The sequence below is a fragment of the Arthrobacter sp. 10N44_2 genome, from assembly GCF_056394385.1.
Genome location: NZ_JBFTHT010000018.1, coordinates 1 through 15,675 on the forward strand (window position 1 = coordinate 1; position 15,675 = coordinate 15,675).

Annotated in this window: 16 protein-coding genes; 11 read left to right on the forward strand and 5 right to left on the reverse strand. The window is 68.1% G+C overall.

Features of this window, described 5'->3' with window-relative positions; genetic code table 11:
• Positions 1-213 (forward strand): transposase (locus AC1DBX_RS16915; protein ID WP_476932294.1); only part of this gene is annotated, 213 nt, incomplete at its 5' end.
• A 91-nt stretch (positions 214-304) separates the two neighbouring features.
• On the opposite strand, the gene AC1DBX_RS16920 is transcribed toward AC1DBX_RS16915, so the two are convergent.
• The 3 genes from AC1DBX_RS16920 to AC1DBX_RS16930 all read right to left on the reverse strand — a co-directional run bounded on the left by AC1DBX_RS16920 (position 305) and on the right by AC1DBX_RS16930 (position 2,937).
• Entirely contained in the window at positions 305-1,138 is an 834-nt protein-coding gene (locus AC1DBX_RS16920; RefSeq protein ID WP_028276921.1) for an alpha/beta fold hydrolase, read from the reverse strand.
• A 138-nt stretch (positions 1,139-1,276) separates the two neighbouring features.
• Positions 1,277-1,903, reverse strand: a complete 627-nt coding sequence (locus tag AC1DBX_RS16925) for a thymidine kinase (RefSeq protein ID WP_476932295.1) — start codon at positions 1,901-1,903, stop codon at positions 1,277-1,279.
• Between the two features lie 56 nt (positions 1,904-1,959).
• Positions 1,960-2,937, reverse strand: a complete 978-nt coding sequence (locus AC1DBX_RS16930; RefSeq protein WP_459383604.1) for an alpha/beta fold hydrolase — start codon at positions 2,935-2,937, stop codon at positions 1,960-1,962.
• Between the two features lie 100 nt (positions 2,938-3,037).
• Here AC1DBX_RS16930 and lysS point away from each other — a divergent pair, with 100 nt between their 5' ends.
• The 10 genes from lysS to dhaM all read left to right on the forward strand — a co-directional run bounded on the left by lysS (position 3,038) and on the right by dhaM (position 14,253).
• On the forward strand, positions 3,038-4,570 hold the full coding sequence (gene lysS / locus AC1DBX_RS16935; protein WP_223914694.1) for a lysine--tRNA ligase: 1,533 nt from the start codon (positions 3,038-3,040) through the stop codon (positions 4,568-4,570).
• Positions 4,571-4,572: 2 nt separating this feature from the next.
• Positions 4,573-4,743: a hypothetical protein gene (locus AC1DBX_RS16940; RefSeq protein ID WP_223914693.1), complete on the forward strand. Its 171-nt coding sequence runs from the start codon at positions 4,573-4,575 to the stop codon at positions 4,741-4,743.
• Positions 4,744-4,895: 152 nt separating this feature from the next.
• Positions 4,896-5,222: a histone-like nucleoid-structuring protein Lsr2 gene (locus AC1DBX_RS16945; RefSeq protein ID WP_028276918.1), complete on the forward strand. Its 327-nt coding sequence runs from the start codon at positions 4,896-4,898 to the stop codon at positions 5,220-5,222.
• 590 nt (positions 5,223-5,812) lie between these two features.
• A complete protein-coding gene (locus tag AC1DBX_RS16950; RefSeq protein WP_476856120.1) occupies positions 5,813-8,305 on the forward strand; it encodes an ATP-dependent Clp protease ATP-binding subunit in 2,493 nt (830 codons plus the stop codon).
• A gap of 252 nt (positions 8,306-8,557) precedes the next feature.
• Positions 8,558-10,681, forward strand: coding sequence for a S9 family peptidase (locus tag AC1DBX_RS16955; protein ID WP_476932296.1), 2,124 nt, complete (start codon positions 8,558-8,560; stop codon positions 10,679-10,681).
• Positions 10,682-10,742: 61 nt separating this feature from the next.
• Positions 10,743-11,276 (forward strand): amino-acid N-acetyltransferase, encoded by a 534-nt coding sequence (locus tag AC1DBX_RS16960; protein ID WP_476856122.1) that lies wholly within the window; start codon positions 10,743-10,745, stop codon positions 11,274-11,276.
• Between the two features lie 233 nt (positions 11,277-11,509).
• A complete protein-coding gene (locus tag AC1DBX_RS16965) occupies positions 11,510-11,791 on the forward strand; it encodes a hypothetical protein (protein ID WP_476849902.1) in 282 nt (93 codons plus the stop codon).
• Between the two features lie 157 nt (positions 11,792-11,948).
• Complete coding sequence (dhaK, locus tag AC1DBX_RS16970; RefSeq protein ID WP_476932297.1) at positions 11,949-12,950, forward strand: dihydroxyacetone kinase subunit DhaK; 1,002 nt, start codon at positions 11,949-11,951, stop codon at positions 12,948-12,950.
• 2 nt (positions 12,951-12,952) lie between these two features.
• Positions 12,953-13,585: a dihydroxyacetone kinase subunit DhaL gene (gene dhaL / locus AC1DBX_RS16975; protein ID WP_223914688.1), complete on the forward strand. Its 633-nt coding sequence runs from the start codon at positions 12,953-12,955 to the stop codon at positions 13,583-13,585.
• Positions 13,582-14,253 (forward strand): dihydroxyacetone kinase phosphoryl donor subunit DhaM, encoded by a 672-nt coding sequence (gene dhaM, locus AC1DBX_RS16980; protein ID WP_476849900.1) that lies wholly within the window; start codon positions 13,582-13,584, stop codon positions 14,251-14,253. The genes dhaL and dhaM overlap by 4 nt, the downstream gene beginning before the upstream one ends.
• Before the next feature lie 3 nt (positions 14,254-14,256).
• On the opposite strand, the gene AC1DBX_RS16985 is transcribed toward dhaM, so the two are convergent.
• Together AC1DBX_RS16985 and AC1DBX_RS16990 are read right to left on the reverse strand one after the other, a co-directional pair.
• A complete protein-coding gene (locus tag AC1DBX_RS16985) occupies positions 14,257-14,754 on the reverse strand; it encodes a hypothetical protein (protein ID WP_476849899.1) in 498 nt (165 codons plus the stop codon).
• A 16-nt stretch (positions 14,755-14,770) separates the two neighbouring features.
• On the reverse strand, positions 14,771-15,607 hold the full coding sequence (locus AC1DBX_RS16990) for an HhH-GPD family protein (RefSeq protein ID WP_476932298.1): 837 nt from the start codon (positions 15,605-15,607) through the stop codon (positions 14,771-14,773).
• Positions 15,608-15,675: the final 68 nt, after the last annotated feature.

The following is a 15,675-nucleotide window of genomic DNA, read 5'->3' on the forward strand; positions in this document are numbered from 1 at the left end:
TTCTGCGACCCGCACTCGCCATGGCAGCGCGGAACCAACGAGAACACCAACCGACTGCTGCGGCACTGGTTTGAGAAGGGCACAGACCTCTCAACCTTCACCGCCGAGGACCTCGAGGCAATCGCCGACAAGCTCAACAACCGGCCCCGYCCCACGCTGAACCTCGAAACCCCCAAACAACGCATGCGCCACCTCATCGCCGCCGCGGCCTAAACCCCGTTGTTGCAACGACCAATTGACTTTGAGCCTCCGGAATGGGCGCTAAGTGACCCCGCGTTGCTTGTAGGGCGTTGCGTGTTGCGGGTCAGCCTGCGTAAAACGCGCTGAGCTCGGCGATCAGCTTGTCCGGCGCCTTGTTGACACCGTCATGGCCCATGCCCGGCAGGATCGTATAGCTGGAGCCGGAGAGGACATCGTGGATCTGGGCGCAGGCCACCCCGAAATAGGCCGGGCTCTTCTCGCCCACGATGATCAGCGTTTCCAGCGGCAGTTCCAGAAAGGGTTCGGCCGGCATGTCCGCGGCGATGATCGCCTTGATCTCGCGGACGCCGGTCTGCATGAGGTCGCGCAGCTGCTTGCCGATCGGGGTGCCCGCCGAAAGCTTGTTCGCCAGCGTCAGCATGGACAGCGGCATCCGGGACAGGGCGCTGCCGGTCTCCAGGCCCTTGAGCAGGACGGCGAGGGCGCGGTCGTCGTCGCCGGCTGCGGTCGCCCGCTCGTATTCGGGCGTCCAGTCCGCCGTGACGCTGTGATTGACGGACACGGCGGGGTCGTACACGGCCAGCCGTTCCACCGGCAGGGTGCGGGCCGCGTGCAGGGCCACTGCCCCGCCGAAGCTGTGGCCGAAGACGTCCGTGCTGGCGGTGTGCTTCATGACGGCGTCGAGGTCGTGGATGTCCACGTCGAGGGTGTAATCCTCAGGCTGCGGGGAGGACGAGCCGCGGCCGCGACGGTTGAAGGTGTGCACCGGCCGCCCCAGTGACGCGCTGAGTTTCTGCGCGAAACGGGTGTAGTCGGCGGCCGTCACCATCGAGGCCGGCACGACGACGATGCCCGAACCCGCCGAGGCGAGCTCGGCGCCCGTGCTCAAAAGCTCAATCGTTCCGCCGTTGGGGGTTCTGATGTTCTCGCGGGTCATGCTCCGAGCCTAGCCGAGGCCACGCCCCAGTGCAGTAAGCCGCGGTGCACTATGGCGCCAGTCCAGCAGGGCGCAGTCCACTATGACCGCAGTCCAGTTGTGGTCCCGTCGCAGCGGCGCTGCATGATCGCGCCGGCGCTAGTTGCCCAGCCGGCCGCCGGAGACCTCGAGGTAGCAGGCGCCGCAGAGCGACTCGTACCAGACGTCCTGGCCATCGATCGCAACCTGGTTCCCGTCGAACACCACGTGGTCCCCGATCCGGCGCGTGTTGAAGATGGCCTTCCGTCCGCAGCGGCAGATGGTCTTGAGCTCTTCGAGGGTGTGCGCGATCTCCAGCAGGCGCAGGGAACCGGGGAACGCGCGGGTCCGGAAGTCGGTGCGGATGCCGTAGGCGAGGACGGGGACGTTGTCCAGGACCGCGATGCGGAAGAGGTCGTCCACCTGCTCCGGTTCCAGGAACTGGGCCTCGTCCACCAGCAGGCAGGCCACCGGCGGGGTGTCCACGTGCTGCAGCAGGGCGTCGGGATCGTCGCCGTGGGCCTGGGCGGTGAACAGGTCGCGGGCCGACGCGCCGGCGGGGATCAGGAAGTCCGCCGAACGGGTCATGCCCAGGCGGGACACGACGTCGGAGTCGCCCTTGGTGTCCACGTCCGGCTTGGCCAGCAGGACCCGCTGGCCACGTTCCTCATAGTTGAAGGCCGCCTGCAGAAGCCCCGTAGATTTGCCGGAGTTCATGGCGCCGTAGCGGAAGTAGAGCTTGGCCAAGGGGGTCCTTTCGAAAGGGTCGCCCCCGATTCTAGCGGTCGGTCGCGTCGCGGCCCTCAGCGGCCGGGCCCACTGCGCCGCCACCGGGCCGGCACGCCCGCGGCTGCAAGGCTGCCGGCCAGGCTGACGGGCGGCGGGGTCGCTGCCCCGGGCCCGCCGTGGAGGAACCGGGCCGTGCGGAGGGCCAGCCGGCTTCCCGGCCGGATGGGGCCTTCGTGGAGCTGCCCGGGGACCACGGCGAAGCTGACCGCGGGGACGGCGTCGGCAAGCTGGTGGCTCGTGTCGGCGAAGTAGCCGGGGCTCCAGCCGCCGCTGAGCATGAGGGTGGGGGTGGTGATGGCGGCAAAATCCTCGAGTTCGGCGTCGGCATCCAGCACGGCGCGCATCTCGGCGACGGCCGTGGGTAGCAGTTGCCGCATTTCCGCGCCGAGCCTGGTCCGGGCCGAGAGGATGCTGAGCATGCGCAGCGCGCCCAAGGGCAGCATGGACACCGGGCCGGCCGTCTCCAGGCCTTGCACCAAATGCGCCCAGGCGTGGTCGAGTTCGCCGGCAGCCACGGACCTTTCCAGTTCGGGCCGCCAGCGCTGGGTGAGGTTCCCGGAGAGGCTCACGGCGGCGTCGTAAGTCACCATCCTGCGGATCGGCAGGCGCCGGGCGGCCTCGAGGGCCACGAACCCGCCATAGCTGTGGGCCACGACGTCGCTGGCGCCGGTCTCGCGGAGCACGGTTGCCAGGTCGGCCACCTCGGTGGCGGCGGAATAGTCGGCCGGTTGGTGCGAGGAACCTGCGCGTCCGCGGCGGTTGTAGCAGTGCACCGGCTGGTCCAGCAGCCGGCAAAGTTTTCGGGCAAAGGACCGGTAGAGCGCATCGGTGATCAGGGTCCCGTGCACGACGACGACGCCGGATCCTTCGCCGCGGGACGCCACGGCGGCGTCGGACGCGGCTGTTCTGCCCGGTGCGTGCCCCGCCGGGCGGATGGTGTGCAGCTCAAGGTGTCCCTTGCCGTCGTCGGTCCTCACTGTCCATGTCTCCACAACTTCGAGTCTATTCCCGCACCCCGTCCGCCTGGCTGCCGCCCGGGCAGAACCGGGCCGGGACCTTCCCGGACGCAAATCGACGGTAAACTTGGGGATTGTGACTTCCCAAAACACCCCCACCCCGAACAACGCCGCCGAGCCGCATGATGCCAGCGAACAGACCCGCATCCGCATGGAGAAGCGCGCCAAGCTGATCGAACGCGGCGTCGAGGCATATCCGGTGGGTGTCGAACGCACGCACTCGCTCACGGAAATCCGGGAGAAATACGCCTACCTGCAGGCCGATGAAACAACTGGCGACGCCGTTGGCGTGACCGGCCGCATCGTCTTCATCCGCAACACGGGCAAACTCTGCTTCGCCACCCTCCAGGAGGGCGGCCTGGACGGGAAGGCCGTGCGGCTGCAGGTCATGCTGAGCCTGGCCAACATCGGTGAGGAGGCGCTCGCGGAGTGGAAGTCTCTCGTGGACCTCGGCGATCACGTCTTCATCAAGGGCGAGGTCATTTCCTCACGCCGCGGCGAACTCTCCGTCATGGCGGATTCCTGGACCATGGCCTCGAAGGCGCTGCGCCCGCTGCCGGTGCTGCACGCCGGGCTGAACGAAGAAACGCGTGTCCGCCAGCGCTACGTGGACCTCATTGTCCGAGACGAAGCCCGCGAGATGGTGTACACCCGCGCCGCGATCACCCGCTCCATCCGCGAAACCCTGCACCGCCAGGGCTACGTTGAGGTGGAAACCCCCATGCTGCAGCTGGTTCACGGCGGTGCCACTGCCCGTCCCTTCGAGACTCACATGAACGCCTTCGACCAGAAGATGACGCTGCGCATCGCTACCGAGCTCTACCTCAAGCGCACGGTGGTCGGCGGGATCGACCGCGTCTACGACATGGGCCGGGTCTTCCGCAACGAGGGCGTGGACTCCACGCACAGCCCCGAGTTCACCACCCTGGAGTCCTACGAGGCGTGGGCGGACCAGTTCGTCATGGCGGACCGGATCAAGGAGATCATCCTGGACGCCGCCGACGCCGCCGGTGTGGGCCGCGTGCTGCAGACCGAAGCCGGGGAGATCAACCTCGACGGCGAATGGACCTGGCTGGCGGTCTACCCGGGACTGTCCGACTTCGTGGGCCAGGAAGTAACCCCCGACACCCCGGTTGCCGAGCTGCTGGAGCTGGCTGCCAAGCACGAGGTCAAGGTCGACGCCGCCTGGGAAGCCGAGAAGCTCGTCGTCGAACTCTTCGGTGAACTGGTGGAGCCGACGTTGCTCAACCCCACGTTCGTCTACGACTATCCGCCGTCCGCGCAGCCGCTGGCCCGCCAGCACCGCGAAGACGGCCGCCTGATCGAGGCCTGGGACCTCATCATCGGCGGCATGGAGCGGGGCACGGCGTTCTCCGAACTGATCGACCCGGTCATCCAGCGCGAACGCCTCACCGAACAGTCCCGCCGTTCCGCCGCGGGTGACGTGGAGGCAATGCAGCTGGACGAAGACTTCCTCCGTGCGCTCGAGTATGGCGCGCCGCCCATGGGCGGGATCGGCCTCGGCATCGACCGGCTCGTGATGCTCTTCACCGGAGCCGGCATCCGCGAAACGATCCTCTTCCCCCTGTTGAAGCCCGAAGGACACTGAGCATGGACTATATCGCCGTATTGCTGCCCCCCATCGTGGTGGGCCTGCTTTTCTGGTTTGCCATGAAATCCATATTCAATGCCGACAAATCAGAGCGGCAGGCAGAAGCCCGCGCCCATGCCGAGGCCGAAACTAGGGCCAAAGGACCGGAATCCGGGACCCTGGGAAGCTAATTACCCGAAAGAAGTAATAGTTCCCTATTGCCGCCTTAGGTTTTCCTTTGGACAGAGTTTTGCGCTTTGACTCCCTGCTGTAACGCGGAGGATACTTATTCCAGATACATCCTGCTTTTCTAAACGCTCGATCTTTGGAAAGAGAGTCCTTTATGGCACAGAAAGTAAAAATCATCCTCGTTGATGATCTGGATGGGGGATCCGCGGACGAAACTGTCCGGTTTGGCCTTGACGGCGTCAGCTACGAAATTGACCTGTCGTCAAGCAATGCATCAGAACTGCGCTCCGCGGTGGACCGATTTGTGACGCACGCGCGCAAAACGTCAAGCGGACGCGCCACGCGCACGAAAATTTCCAGCGGACGGAATCAGGACTCTGCCCAGATCCGCCAGTGGGCACGGGACAACGGCTATGCGGTAAACAGCCGCGGACGCATCCAGGCTGAAATTCAGGAAGCCTACCAAAAGGCTAATTCCTAGCAGGGCCCGGCGTCAGGCCGCAGTGCCGGGCCCGGCATGTGGGCGCAGTATCAAGCCGCAATCACGTTTCATGCCGTCGTAATCGAGCGACTGTCAAATGCCAATGCCCCCGTTATCTGACGGGGGCATTGCCATGCCGGCGTCGGTGCGCCCGTCCGGCAGATCGGCTCGCCCGCCCGGCGATGAACAGGCTCCGCCGCCCATGTTCCTCCGCTGCAGCATTTCCAGGGAGATGTCCCGCACGAGGTGAACAATTTGCCGAAGATGGCCGCTATGGGTCCAGGCTTAGCGGCCATCTTCGTCAATTCGGGCACCTTTGCGATGCCGACGGCGCCCGTCCGTCGGTGCGCCCGTTCACCCGGCCGGCCCGCTTAGCGGCCGGTTGCGCCCTTCCGGAAGAGCCGGATGCGCCCTTCCGGAAGGGCCGGTTGCGCCCGTCCGGTGGGGTTCCGGGCGGTTCTTGCCCCTTGTCCGGGACCCGGTCCGGGCGCGGTTGCGCAACCCTCCGGTTTCCCCTGTGGCGAACAAGCCCCAAATCTGGAACCCGGCCACGTAGCATCAAAGTACGTCGTAGCTAGGAGTGTGGCGAAATGTTTGAGCGATTTACGGACCGTGCCCGTCGCGTAGTTGTGCTTGCCCAAGAAGAGGCACGCATGCTGAACCACAATTACATTGGTACCGAACACATCCTCTTGGGTCTGATCCATGAGGGTGAAGGTGTTGCCGCCAAAGCCCTTGAATCCTTGAGCATTTCGCTCGACGGTGTCCGCGAGCAGGTCCAGGAGATCATCGGCCAGGGCCAGCAGGCGCCCTCCGGCCACATCCCCTTTACCCCCCGCGCCAAGAAGGTCCTGGAGCTCTCGCTGCGCGAGGCGCTGCAGCTGGGCCATAACTACATTGGTACCGAGCACATCCTCCTCGGCCTTATCCGGGAGGGCGAAGGCGTTGCCGCCCAGGTGCTCGTCAAGCTCGGCGCAGACCTGAACCGGGTCCGCTCGCAGGTCATCCAGCTGCTCTCGGGTTACCAGGGCAAGGAAGCCACGGGCGCCGGTGTCGGCCCCGGGCAGGCTGAGGGGACCCCGGCCGGGTCCGTTGTCCTGGACCAGTTCGGCCGCAACCTGACCCAGGCGGCGCGCGAGAACAAGCTGGACCCCGTGATCGGCCGCGAGCAGGAAATGGAACGCGTCATGCAGGTCCTTTCCCGCCGCACCAAGAACAACCCTGTGCTGATTGGTGAGCCCGGCGTCGGCAAGACCGCCGTCGTCGAGGGCCTGGCCCAGGCGATCGTCCGCGGGGACGTCCCGGAGACCATCAAGGACAAGCAGCTTTACACGCTGGACCTCGGGTCCCTCGTGGCCGGCTCCCGCTACCGCGGCGACTTCGAAGAGCGCCTGAAGAAGGTCCTCAAGGAGATCCGCACGCGCGGTGACATCATCCTGTTCATCGATGAGATCCACACCCTGGTGGGTGCCGGTGCCGCCGAAGGCGCCATCGATGCGGCCTCGATCCTGAAGCCCATGCTGGCCCGCGGCGAACTCCAGACCATCGGGGCCACCACGCTGGACGAATACCGCAAGCACATCGAGAAGGATGCCGCGCTGGAGCGCCGCTTCCAGCCGATCCAGGTCAAGGAACCCTCCGTCGCGCACGCGATCGAGATCCTCAAGGGCCTCCGCGACCGGTATGAGGCACACCACCGCGTCACCATCACCGACGGCGCCCTCGCCTCGGCGGCGGCCCTTTCCGAGCGCTACATCTCGGACCGATTCCTGCCGGACAAGGCAATCGACCTGATCGACGAGGCCGGTGCGCGGTTGCGTATCCGCCGCATGACTGCTCCGCCGGAGCTCAAGATCATGGACGAGAAGATCGCCGCCATGAAGCTGGAGAAGGAATCCGCGATCGACGCGCAGGACTTCGAAGGCGCCGCGTCGCTGCGCGACAAGGAGCAGAAGCTCATTGCCGAGCGCGCCGAAAAGGAACGCCAGTGGAAGACCGGCGGCATGGACGACATCTCCGAAGTTGATGAAGACCTCATCGCTGAAGTGCTGGCGAACTCCACCGGCATCCCGGTCTTCAAGCTGACCGAGGAAGAGTCCTCGCGCCTGCTGAAGATGGAAGACGAGCTCCACAAGCGCGTGGTCGGCCAGAACGAGGCCATCAAGGCCCTGTCCCAGGCGATCCGGCGCACCCGTGCAGGCCTCAAGGACCCCAAGCGTCCGGGCGGCTCGTTCATCTTCGCCGGCCCCACCGGCGTCGGCAAGACCGAACTGGCCAAGGCCCTCGCCGAGTTCCTGTTCGGCGAGGAAGACGCCCTGATCACCCTGGACATGTCCGAGTACTCGGAGAAGCACACGGTGTCGCGGCTCTTCGGTGCCCCTCCGGGCTACGTGGGCTACGAGGAAGGCGGCCAGCTGACCGAGAAGGTCCGCCGTCGTCCGTTCTCCGTGGTCCTGTTCGATGAAGTGGAGAAGGCGCACGCCGATCTCTTCAACTCGCTCCTGCAGATCCTGGAAGACGGCCGCCTGACCGACTCCCAGGGCCGCGTGGTGGACTTCAAGAACACCGTGATCATCATGACCACGAACCTCGGCACCCGGGACATCTCCAAGAGCGTTGCCACCGGCTTCCAGTCCGGCACGGACACGCAGACCGGCTACAACCGGATGCGGGCCCGGGTCACGGAAGAGCTCAAGCAGCACTTCCGCCCCGAGTTCCTGAACCGTGTTGACGATGTTGTGGTCTTCCCGCAGCTGACCCAGGACGAGATCATCGAGATCGTGGACATGTTCGTCGCCCGCCTGGAGAAGCGCCTCAAGGACAAGGACATGGGCATCGAGCTCACGTCCGCGGCCAAGGTGCTCCTGGCGACCCGCGGCTACGACCCCGCCATGGGTGCCCGGCCGCTGCGCCGCACCATCCAGCGCGAGATCGAGGACCAGCTCTCCGAGAAGATCCTCTTCGGCGAACTGCACGCCGGCGACATCGTGGTGGTGGACGTCGAAGGCGAAGGCGACGACGCGAAGTTCACCTTCGCCGGCAACGCCAAGCCGCGCATCCCGGAGATCGCTCCGAGCGTCTAAGCACCATCAACAACGGCCCCGCTGCCCCGAAAGGGACGGCGGGGCCTTTGCGTTGCCCGCCGTCGTGAACCATTTGCCAGAGATGGCCGCTATGGGAGCTGGCTTAGCGGCCATCTTCGGCGAACGGCGGACGGTGTCCGTGCTGAAGCGCCAGGGCCCGTCCCGCATGATTCGGGAGCCCTATCTGAAAGCAATGTTTCACTCTTAGTGAACGTTTTGTGATCGATGCCACATTCGGTGTTGAATCGGTGCATGGCTGCTAAGGACTCAGAGACCCTGAGCGAACAACCCGAGACCCCCTTCCACGATCTGGACCACTACCTTGCGATCCCCAGAGTGAGCGGTTTGACGCTGAGCCCGGACGGCACCCGGCTGGTGACCACCGTGGCGACACTCGGCGCGAACGGAACCGAATACTGCACCGCGCTGTGGGAGGTGGATCCGGGCGGGGCCAAACAGGCCCGCCGGATCACGCGCAGCGCCAAAGGGGAGGCCGGTGCGGTGTTTGCCGCCAACGGCGACCTGTACTTCACCTCGGCCCGTCCCGACCCGGAGAGCCCCGAGGCCGACCCGGTGAACGCCCTCTGGATCCTGCCGTCCGACGGCGGCGAAGCCCGGGTGGCCTTGTCCCGGGCCGGCGGAATCGGCGGGGTCCACGCCGCCAAGGACGCCGACACCGTGGTGGTCGCGGCCTCGGTCCTGGCCGGCTCCACGGACGAGGACAATGACGAGGAACGCCGGAAAGCGCGCAAAGACAACAAGGTCGCGGCCATCCTGCACAGCAGCTACCCAGTCCGCTACTGGGACGCGGACCTGGGCCCGGCGCAGCCGCGGCTGTTCGCCGTCGAACCCGGAGACCCGTTGGAGGCCGGAAAGCCGGCCACCGTCGACGCCGCGCCGCCGCTGAAGCTGCGCAACCTGACGCCCGACGCCGGAACGCGGCTCAGGGACGCCGAATCGGTGCTCAGTCCGGACGGCACGACGATCTACAGCAGCTTCGCCAAGCCCCTCGCCAACGCCGATTCACGTTCCGTGCTGGTCGCCATCGACGTCGCCACCGGCACCCGCACGGTCCTGCTGGACACGGAAGGCCTGAGCTACTTCCCGGGCCCGGTCAGCCCGGACGGCCGGAGCCTGGTGGTGGTCAGCGAAAGCGACACCACGCCGCTGGCGGCGCCGCAGGTCAAGCTGCACCTCCTCCACGTCACTGGCCCGGCGGCAGGGGGCAGCGCCCTGACGCCGCTCGCCCATGACTGGGACCGCTGGGCCCGCCCCGCCGCATGGCTGCCGGACGGATCGGCCCTGCTGGTCACCGCCGACGAGGACGGCGCATCGCCGGTATTCCGGATCGGTGTGGCCGGAGACCCGGACGGGGCGGCCCAGGTGCTACGCCTGACGGCCGACGCCGCGGCGTACACCGACGTCGTCGTCGCACCGGACGGACGCAGCGCCTACGCCCTGCGCAGCTCCTACGAATTCCCCGCCGAACCTGTGCGGATCGACCTCGCCTCCGGTGACGTCGTCCGCCTGCCCGCGCCCGCGGAACGCCCGCACTTCAAGGGCACGCTGGAGCGCGTGGAGACGACGGCGGCCGGCGGCGCCCGTGTGCCCGCGTACCTGGCCCTGCCCGAGGGCGCGTCCGCCGCGGCCCCGGCCCCGCTGCTGCTCTGGATCCATGGCGGCCCGCTGGGATCCTGGAACGCCTGGACGTGGCGCTGGAACCCGTGGCTGCTGGTGGCGCGCGGCTACGCGGTGCTGCTCCCGGACCCTGCCCTCTCCACCGGCTACGGTCAGGACCACATCCAGCGCGGCTGGGGGGAATGGGGCAAGGCTCCGTTCACCGACCTGATGGCCATCACCGACGCCGTCGTGCAGCGCTCCGACATCGACCAGACGCGCACGGCCGCCATGGGCGGCTCGTTCGGCGGGTACATGGCCAACTGGGTGGCCGGGCAGACGGACCGCTTCAAGGCAATCGTCACGCACGCCAGCCTCTGGGCCCTGGACCAGTTCGGCCCCACCACCGACGCCGCGCAGTACTGGCTCAAGGAGATGACGGCAGAGATGGCGCTGGAGAACTCCCCGCACCTGCACGTGGAGAACATCCGCACTCCCATGCTGGTCATCCATGGCGACAAGGACTACCGCGTACCGATCGGCGAGGGACTCCGGCTCTGGTACGAGCTGCTCGCCAAGTCGCAGCTGGCGGCGGACGGAAACGGCGAAACGGACCACCGTTTCCTGTATTTCCCGGACGAGAACCACTGGATCCTGCAGCCGCAGCACGCCAAGGTCTGGTACGGCGTCGTGGAGCACTTCCTGGCCAGGAACCTGCTGGACAAGGACGTTCCCGTCCCCGACGAACTAGGTCTCTGACGGCCCGGGGCCCGTGCCGGCAGGGAGCCGGCCGCGCCCGGGGCACCCGTAAGATTGGGCTGTGACTGAGACCGTGACTGAGACCGCCACTGAGACGATCCGCATCCGCCCCGCCCGCACCGACGACGTTGGCGCCATCAAGACCCTCGTGGCGCCGCTGGCTGACCAGCGGATCCTCATGGCCAAGGAAACCGTGGCCTATTACGAAAGCCTGCAGGAGTTCCGGATCGCCGAATCCGAAGACGGCGAGGTGATCGGCTGCGGGGCGCTGCACGTCATGTGGGAGGACCTCGCCGAGGTCCGCACCCTCGCGGCCTCGGACGCCTGGCGCGGCAAGGGCGTGGGCCACGCGCTGGTGGAGCGCCTGCTGGAGGATGCCCGCGCGCTGGGAGTCTCCCGGGTCTTCTGCCTGACGTTCGAAGTGGAGTTCTTCAAGAAGCACGGCTTTGAAGTCATGGCTGACCAGACCGCCGTCGACCCCGTGGTGTATTCCGAGCTCCTGCGCTCGCACGACGAAGGCGTGGCCGAGTTCCTGGACCTGGCGCGGGTTAAACCGAACACGCTGGGCAACACCAGGATGATCAAGGAGCTGTAGCCCTCGCCGGGTTGCGGCTGCGCCCGGGCCAGCGAGGGCTGCGCCCCGGCCGGCGAGGGCGGCCCCGGTCGGCGAAGGCGGCGTCCCGGCCGGCGAAGACGGCGCCGGCATCGGCGGCCGCCAGGAACTCGACGTCCACGCAGGGCTTCCCTTCAATAAATTTGATGGATAAACTGATGCCGGCCCAGGGGGTGGGCCGCCATACTTCCGGAGGCAAAAAATTGCACAAAGCCGTGATTTTTCCCGATCTCTCCGCAATCCACAGGTCAATCGCCAGCGCTCCGGCAGGGCCGCCGGACCAGCCGCTGGAAGCGCTGCCGCCCGAGCCCGCCAACCACTCCTCGCCCGGCGCCGGCGCCGGCGTGACGGGGCAGACCGCCGGGGCGGTATCTGCCGCGTCAGGACCGCCGGCCGCGTCCCGCGCCCGCAAGGGCCGGCTCGCCGCGCCGCCGTTCTCATGGCTGGGCGTCGATGCCTGGCCGCATTCTCCGGCGTGGGCCGACCAACAAGCCTGAAGCGCGTGGGTTCGGAACGCACGGCCACAACCCCGCCGCCCCGGGATTCGCAGCCCGCCAGGGAGCCCGGGCCGGGGGAACGGGGAGCCTACCGCCGGCCGTGCCCCGGTAGTAGGGTCTAAGCAAGCAGCCAGGACACCATCCAGGGAGCACCGCCATGAAGAAACTCATCAATGATCCCAAAGCCGTGGTCGACGAGTCAGTGGAAGGGTTCGGGCTTGCTCACGCCGACCTCGTGACCGTCTTCCCGGACCCGAAATACATCGTGCGCAAGGACGCTCCCGTCGCAGGGAAAGTCGGGCTCGTCTCCGGCGGCGGCAGCGGACACGAGCCGCTGCACGGCGGGTACGTGGGCCTGGGCATGCTCGACGCCGCCGTCCCGGGCGCCGTGTTCACCTCTCCCACTCCGGACCAGATCCTGCCGGCCACGCTGGCCGTAAGCTCCGGCGCCGGCGTCGTGCACATCGTGAAGAACTACACCGGTGACGTCCTGAACTTCGAAACCGCCGCCGAACTCGCGCAGGCCGAAGGCGTCGAGATCCGCACCGTGCTCGTCAACGACGACGTCGCCGTGGAGGATTCGCTGTACACGGCCGGGCGCCGGGGCGTCGGCGGCACCGTCCTGGTCGAGAAAATTGCCGGTGCGGCCGCGGAGCGCGGTGACAACCTGGACGCCGTCGCCGCGATCGGTGACCGCGTCAACCAGAACGTGCGCAGCATGGGCGTGGCGTTGTCTGCCTGCACCGTTCCGCATGCCGGGGTGCCCAGCTTTGAGCTCGAGGAAAACGAGATCGAGATCGGCATCGGCATCCACGGCGAACCGGGACGGCACCGCATCCCGATGGAAAACGCCGACGGCATCACCGACCGGCTCCTGGATCCGGTGGTCAGCGACCTCGGCCTTACTTCCGGGGACCAGGTGCTCCTGTTCGTCAACGGCATGGGCGGCACCCCGCAAAGCGAGCTGTACATCGTCTACCGCAGGGCCGCGCAGAAACTGGCCGAGCAGGGCGTCACCGTGGCCCGCTCCCTGGTGGGCAACTTCATCACCTCCCTCGAAATGCAGGGCTGCTCCATCACTGTCCTGCGCCTCGATGACGAGATGACAACGCTCTGGGACGCTCCAGTGCACACTCCGGCCCTTCGCTGGGGCGTCTGACCGTGGGCTTGGACGTCGGCTGGGCGGTGCGGTGGCTGACGCTTTCGGCGCAGGCCATGGCGGAACACCGGGTGGAACTGATCGAGCTGGACCGGCCCATCGGGGACTCGGACCACGGCGAGAACATGGACCGCGGCTTCAGGGCCGTGATGGACAAACTTGCCGAGGCGCCGCCGGAAACCCCGGCCGCGGCGCTGAAACTGACGGCCATGACCCTGATGTCCAAGGTCGGCGGGGCGGCCGGCCCGCTTTACGGCACGGCGTTCCTGCGGGCCGCCACGGCCCTGGGTGAGAGCTCCGACGTCGACGCCGCCACCCTCGCCGCCGCGCTGCAGGCCGCCCGCGACGGGATCGTCGCCCGCGGCAAGGCCGAATCCGGCGACAAGACCATGGTGGACGCCTGGACTCCCGCGATCGAGGCGGCCGCCGCAGCGGCTGGCGACGGCGACGGGGACGTCAGAAAGGTGCTGCTTGCCGCGGCGGAAGCCGCCGAAGCCGGCGCCGTGTCCACGGATCCGATGCTCGCCCGCAAGGGCCGGGCCAGCTACCTGGGGGAGCGCAGCATCGGCCACCGCGACCCCGGAGCGGTCTCCAGCGCGCTGATTCTGCGCGCCGCGGCCGGAGCGGCCGAATGACAGTCCGGCTGGTGGTCGTCTCGCACAGCTCCAAGATCGCGGACGGCGCCGTCGAACTCGCCGCGCAGATGGCTCCCGACGTCCTGATCCTCCCCGCCGGCGGCACCGACGACGGCCGCATCGGCACGAGCCTGGACAAGGTCATGGCGGCCCTGGAGCAGGCTGCCGGTGACGGTGTGGTGGTGCTCGCCGACCTCGGCTCCGCGGTGATGACGGCCGAGTCCGCTGCGGAGTTTGCAGCCGATCCAGGCTCGGTGCTGATTGCTGACGCGCCCATCGTCGAAGGACTCGTCGCGGCCGCGGTGGCTGCCCAGGCAGGGGCCGAAGCGGCAGCGGTGAAGGACGCGGCCGAGGCCGTCTACCGGCCCCCCGCCCATCCCGCGGAGGCGGGGCATGTGCACCAGCAGCCGCCGGACGCCACCGGGGACTTTGTGCTCGTCAACCAGACCGGCATGCATGCCCGGCCGGCAGCGAAGATCGCCGGAGGCCTGTCCGCCATGGACGCCGAGGTGACCGTGAACGGCGCCGATGGCGCCTCCATGACCGAGCTCATGATGCTTGCCGCCGGCAAGGGAACCGTCCTGCACGTGGAGGCCAGCGGCCCGGACGCCGCCAAGGCGGTCGACTACCTTGAACGCCTGGTCGGCTCGGGGTTCGGAGAACCGTAAGCGCTAGGGTGCCTGGCGGAGGCCGGCCGCGTCGAGCACCACGCTGGCGGTGATGAAGGTTCCGCACTGCTCGCCAAACGGGTGTGCCGCCCGGGGCGTGAACGCCGCGGTCCTGGCCGGCAGCGGGTTCCCGGCGGTGTCCGTGCCCGTGGCCGTCACCTCGATCCGGCTGGCGCTCAGCGTCTCCATCATCAGCATTCCGGTCAGGGTGCCGTCGGGCGAAGAAGTGGCCGAGCAGACGCCGTCGCCGCCGTAGGGGCCCGGCTCGCAGCCTTGGTCCACGGCCGTGCTCCCGGGAACCAGTTCGAGGTCCGCCTCCTTGCAGCGGCCGTCCTGGCACGCGGCCAGATGGATGGTCCGCACTGACGGGGCGTACTCCCGGTCCACCGTGAGCGACACAACGGGCGCCTGGGCGATCGCCGGGCAGGCGGCCTCCGGCCGGCACGCGACAGCCACGACCGCGGTGAGGACCAGCACGGCCGCGGCCGCCAGCTTGCGCATGCTCCAGCGTAGATCCTCAGCCCGGGAGCCGGAAGCCGCCCTGGTGCAGTTCGGCGAGGCCGTCGCCCAGCAGCCCTGCCATCGCCCGTTCCAGCTGCTCGGGTGCCGCGTTGAGCCGGTGCAGGGCCGCGAGCGGAATGCCGATGCCCTGCGGTTCGAAGCCCAGGTCCGCGGGAGCCTGGTGGAACAGGACCGGCGCCACGGGCTCCTCGGCTGCCCGCAGGACGGCCATCACGGCGCCGCGTACCTGCCGGTCCGTGCCGCGCCAGGCCTGTCCCTTGGGCGTGTACGTCGGCGCCGGCTCCCCGGCCGCCAGCCAGGCGCAGGACTCCCGGACAGGGCACTGGCCGCACTTGGGGGTCCGCGCAGTGCAGACCAGGGCGCCGAGTTCCATGACGGCGGCGTTCCAGCGCACCGAGGCGCCGGGGCGTTCCGGAAGCAGCGATGCCGCCAGCCGCATTTCGGCGGCGGTCAGGGCCTGCGCCGGCAGGGCAGAGCCGGTGACCAGCCGCGCGTGGACCCGGCGGATGTTCGTGTCCACCACCGTTTCGCGGCATCCGTAGGCGAACGCGGCGACGGCCGCGGCCGTGTAGCTGCCCACGCCGGGCAGGTCCAGGAGCTCGGTGTAGGTGCCGGGGACGGCCCCGCCGTGGCTGTCCCTGATGGCGACGGCGGCAGCATGCAGGCGCAGGGCGCGCCGGGGATATCCCAGCCGGCCCCAGGACCGGACGGCCTCCCCGGCGGGTTCGCCGGCCAGATCTGCCGGTTCCGGCCAGCGGCGCAGCCACTCCTCCCAGACCGGCAGGACCCGGACCACCGGCGTCTGCTGGAGCATCACTTCGCTGACCAGCACACCCCAGGGCGTGCAGTCCGCGGCCCGCCACGGCAGATCCCTGGCGTTGGACGCGAACCAGTCATCCA

Bases quoted from the DNA above. Each gene is read 5' to 3' on its own strand.
- AC1DBX_RS16920 (WP_028276921.1), bottom strand. From the start codon at position 1,138: ATGACCCGCGAGAACATCAGAACCCCCAACGGCGGAACGATTGAGCTT.
- AC1DBX_RS16985 (WP_476849899.1), bottom strand. From the start codon at position 14,754: ATGCGCAAGCTGGCGGCCGCGGCCGTGCTGGTCCTCACCGCGGTCGTG.
- AC1DBX_RS16940 (WP_223914693.1), top strand. From the start codon at position 4,573: ATGGACTATATCGCCGTATTGCTGCCCCCCATCGTGGTGGGCCTGCTT.
- AC1DBX_RS16950 (WP_476856120.1), top strand. From the start codon at position 5,813: ATGTTTGAGCGATTTACGGACCGTGCCCGTCGCGTAGTTGTGCTTGCC.
- dhaM (WP_476849900.1), top strand. From the start codon at position 13,582: ATGACAGTCCGGCTGGTGGTCGTCTCGCACAGCTCCAAGATCGCGGAC.
- AC1DBX_RS16955 (WP_476932296.1), top strand. From the start codon at position 8,558: ATGGCTGCTAAGGACTCAGAGACCCTGAGCGAACAACCCGAGACCCCC.
- AC1DBX_RS16945 (WP_028276918.1), top strand. From the start codon at position 4,896: ATGGCACAGAAAGTAAAAATCATCCTCGTTGATGATCTGGATGGGGGA.
- dhaK (WP_476932297.1), top strand. From the start codon at position 11,949: ATGAAGAAACTCATCAATGATCCCAAAGCCGTGGTCGACGAGTCAGTG.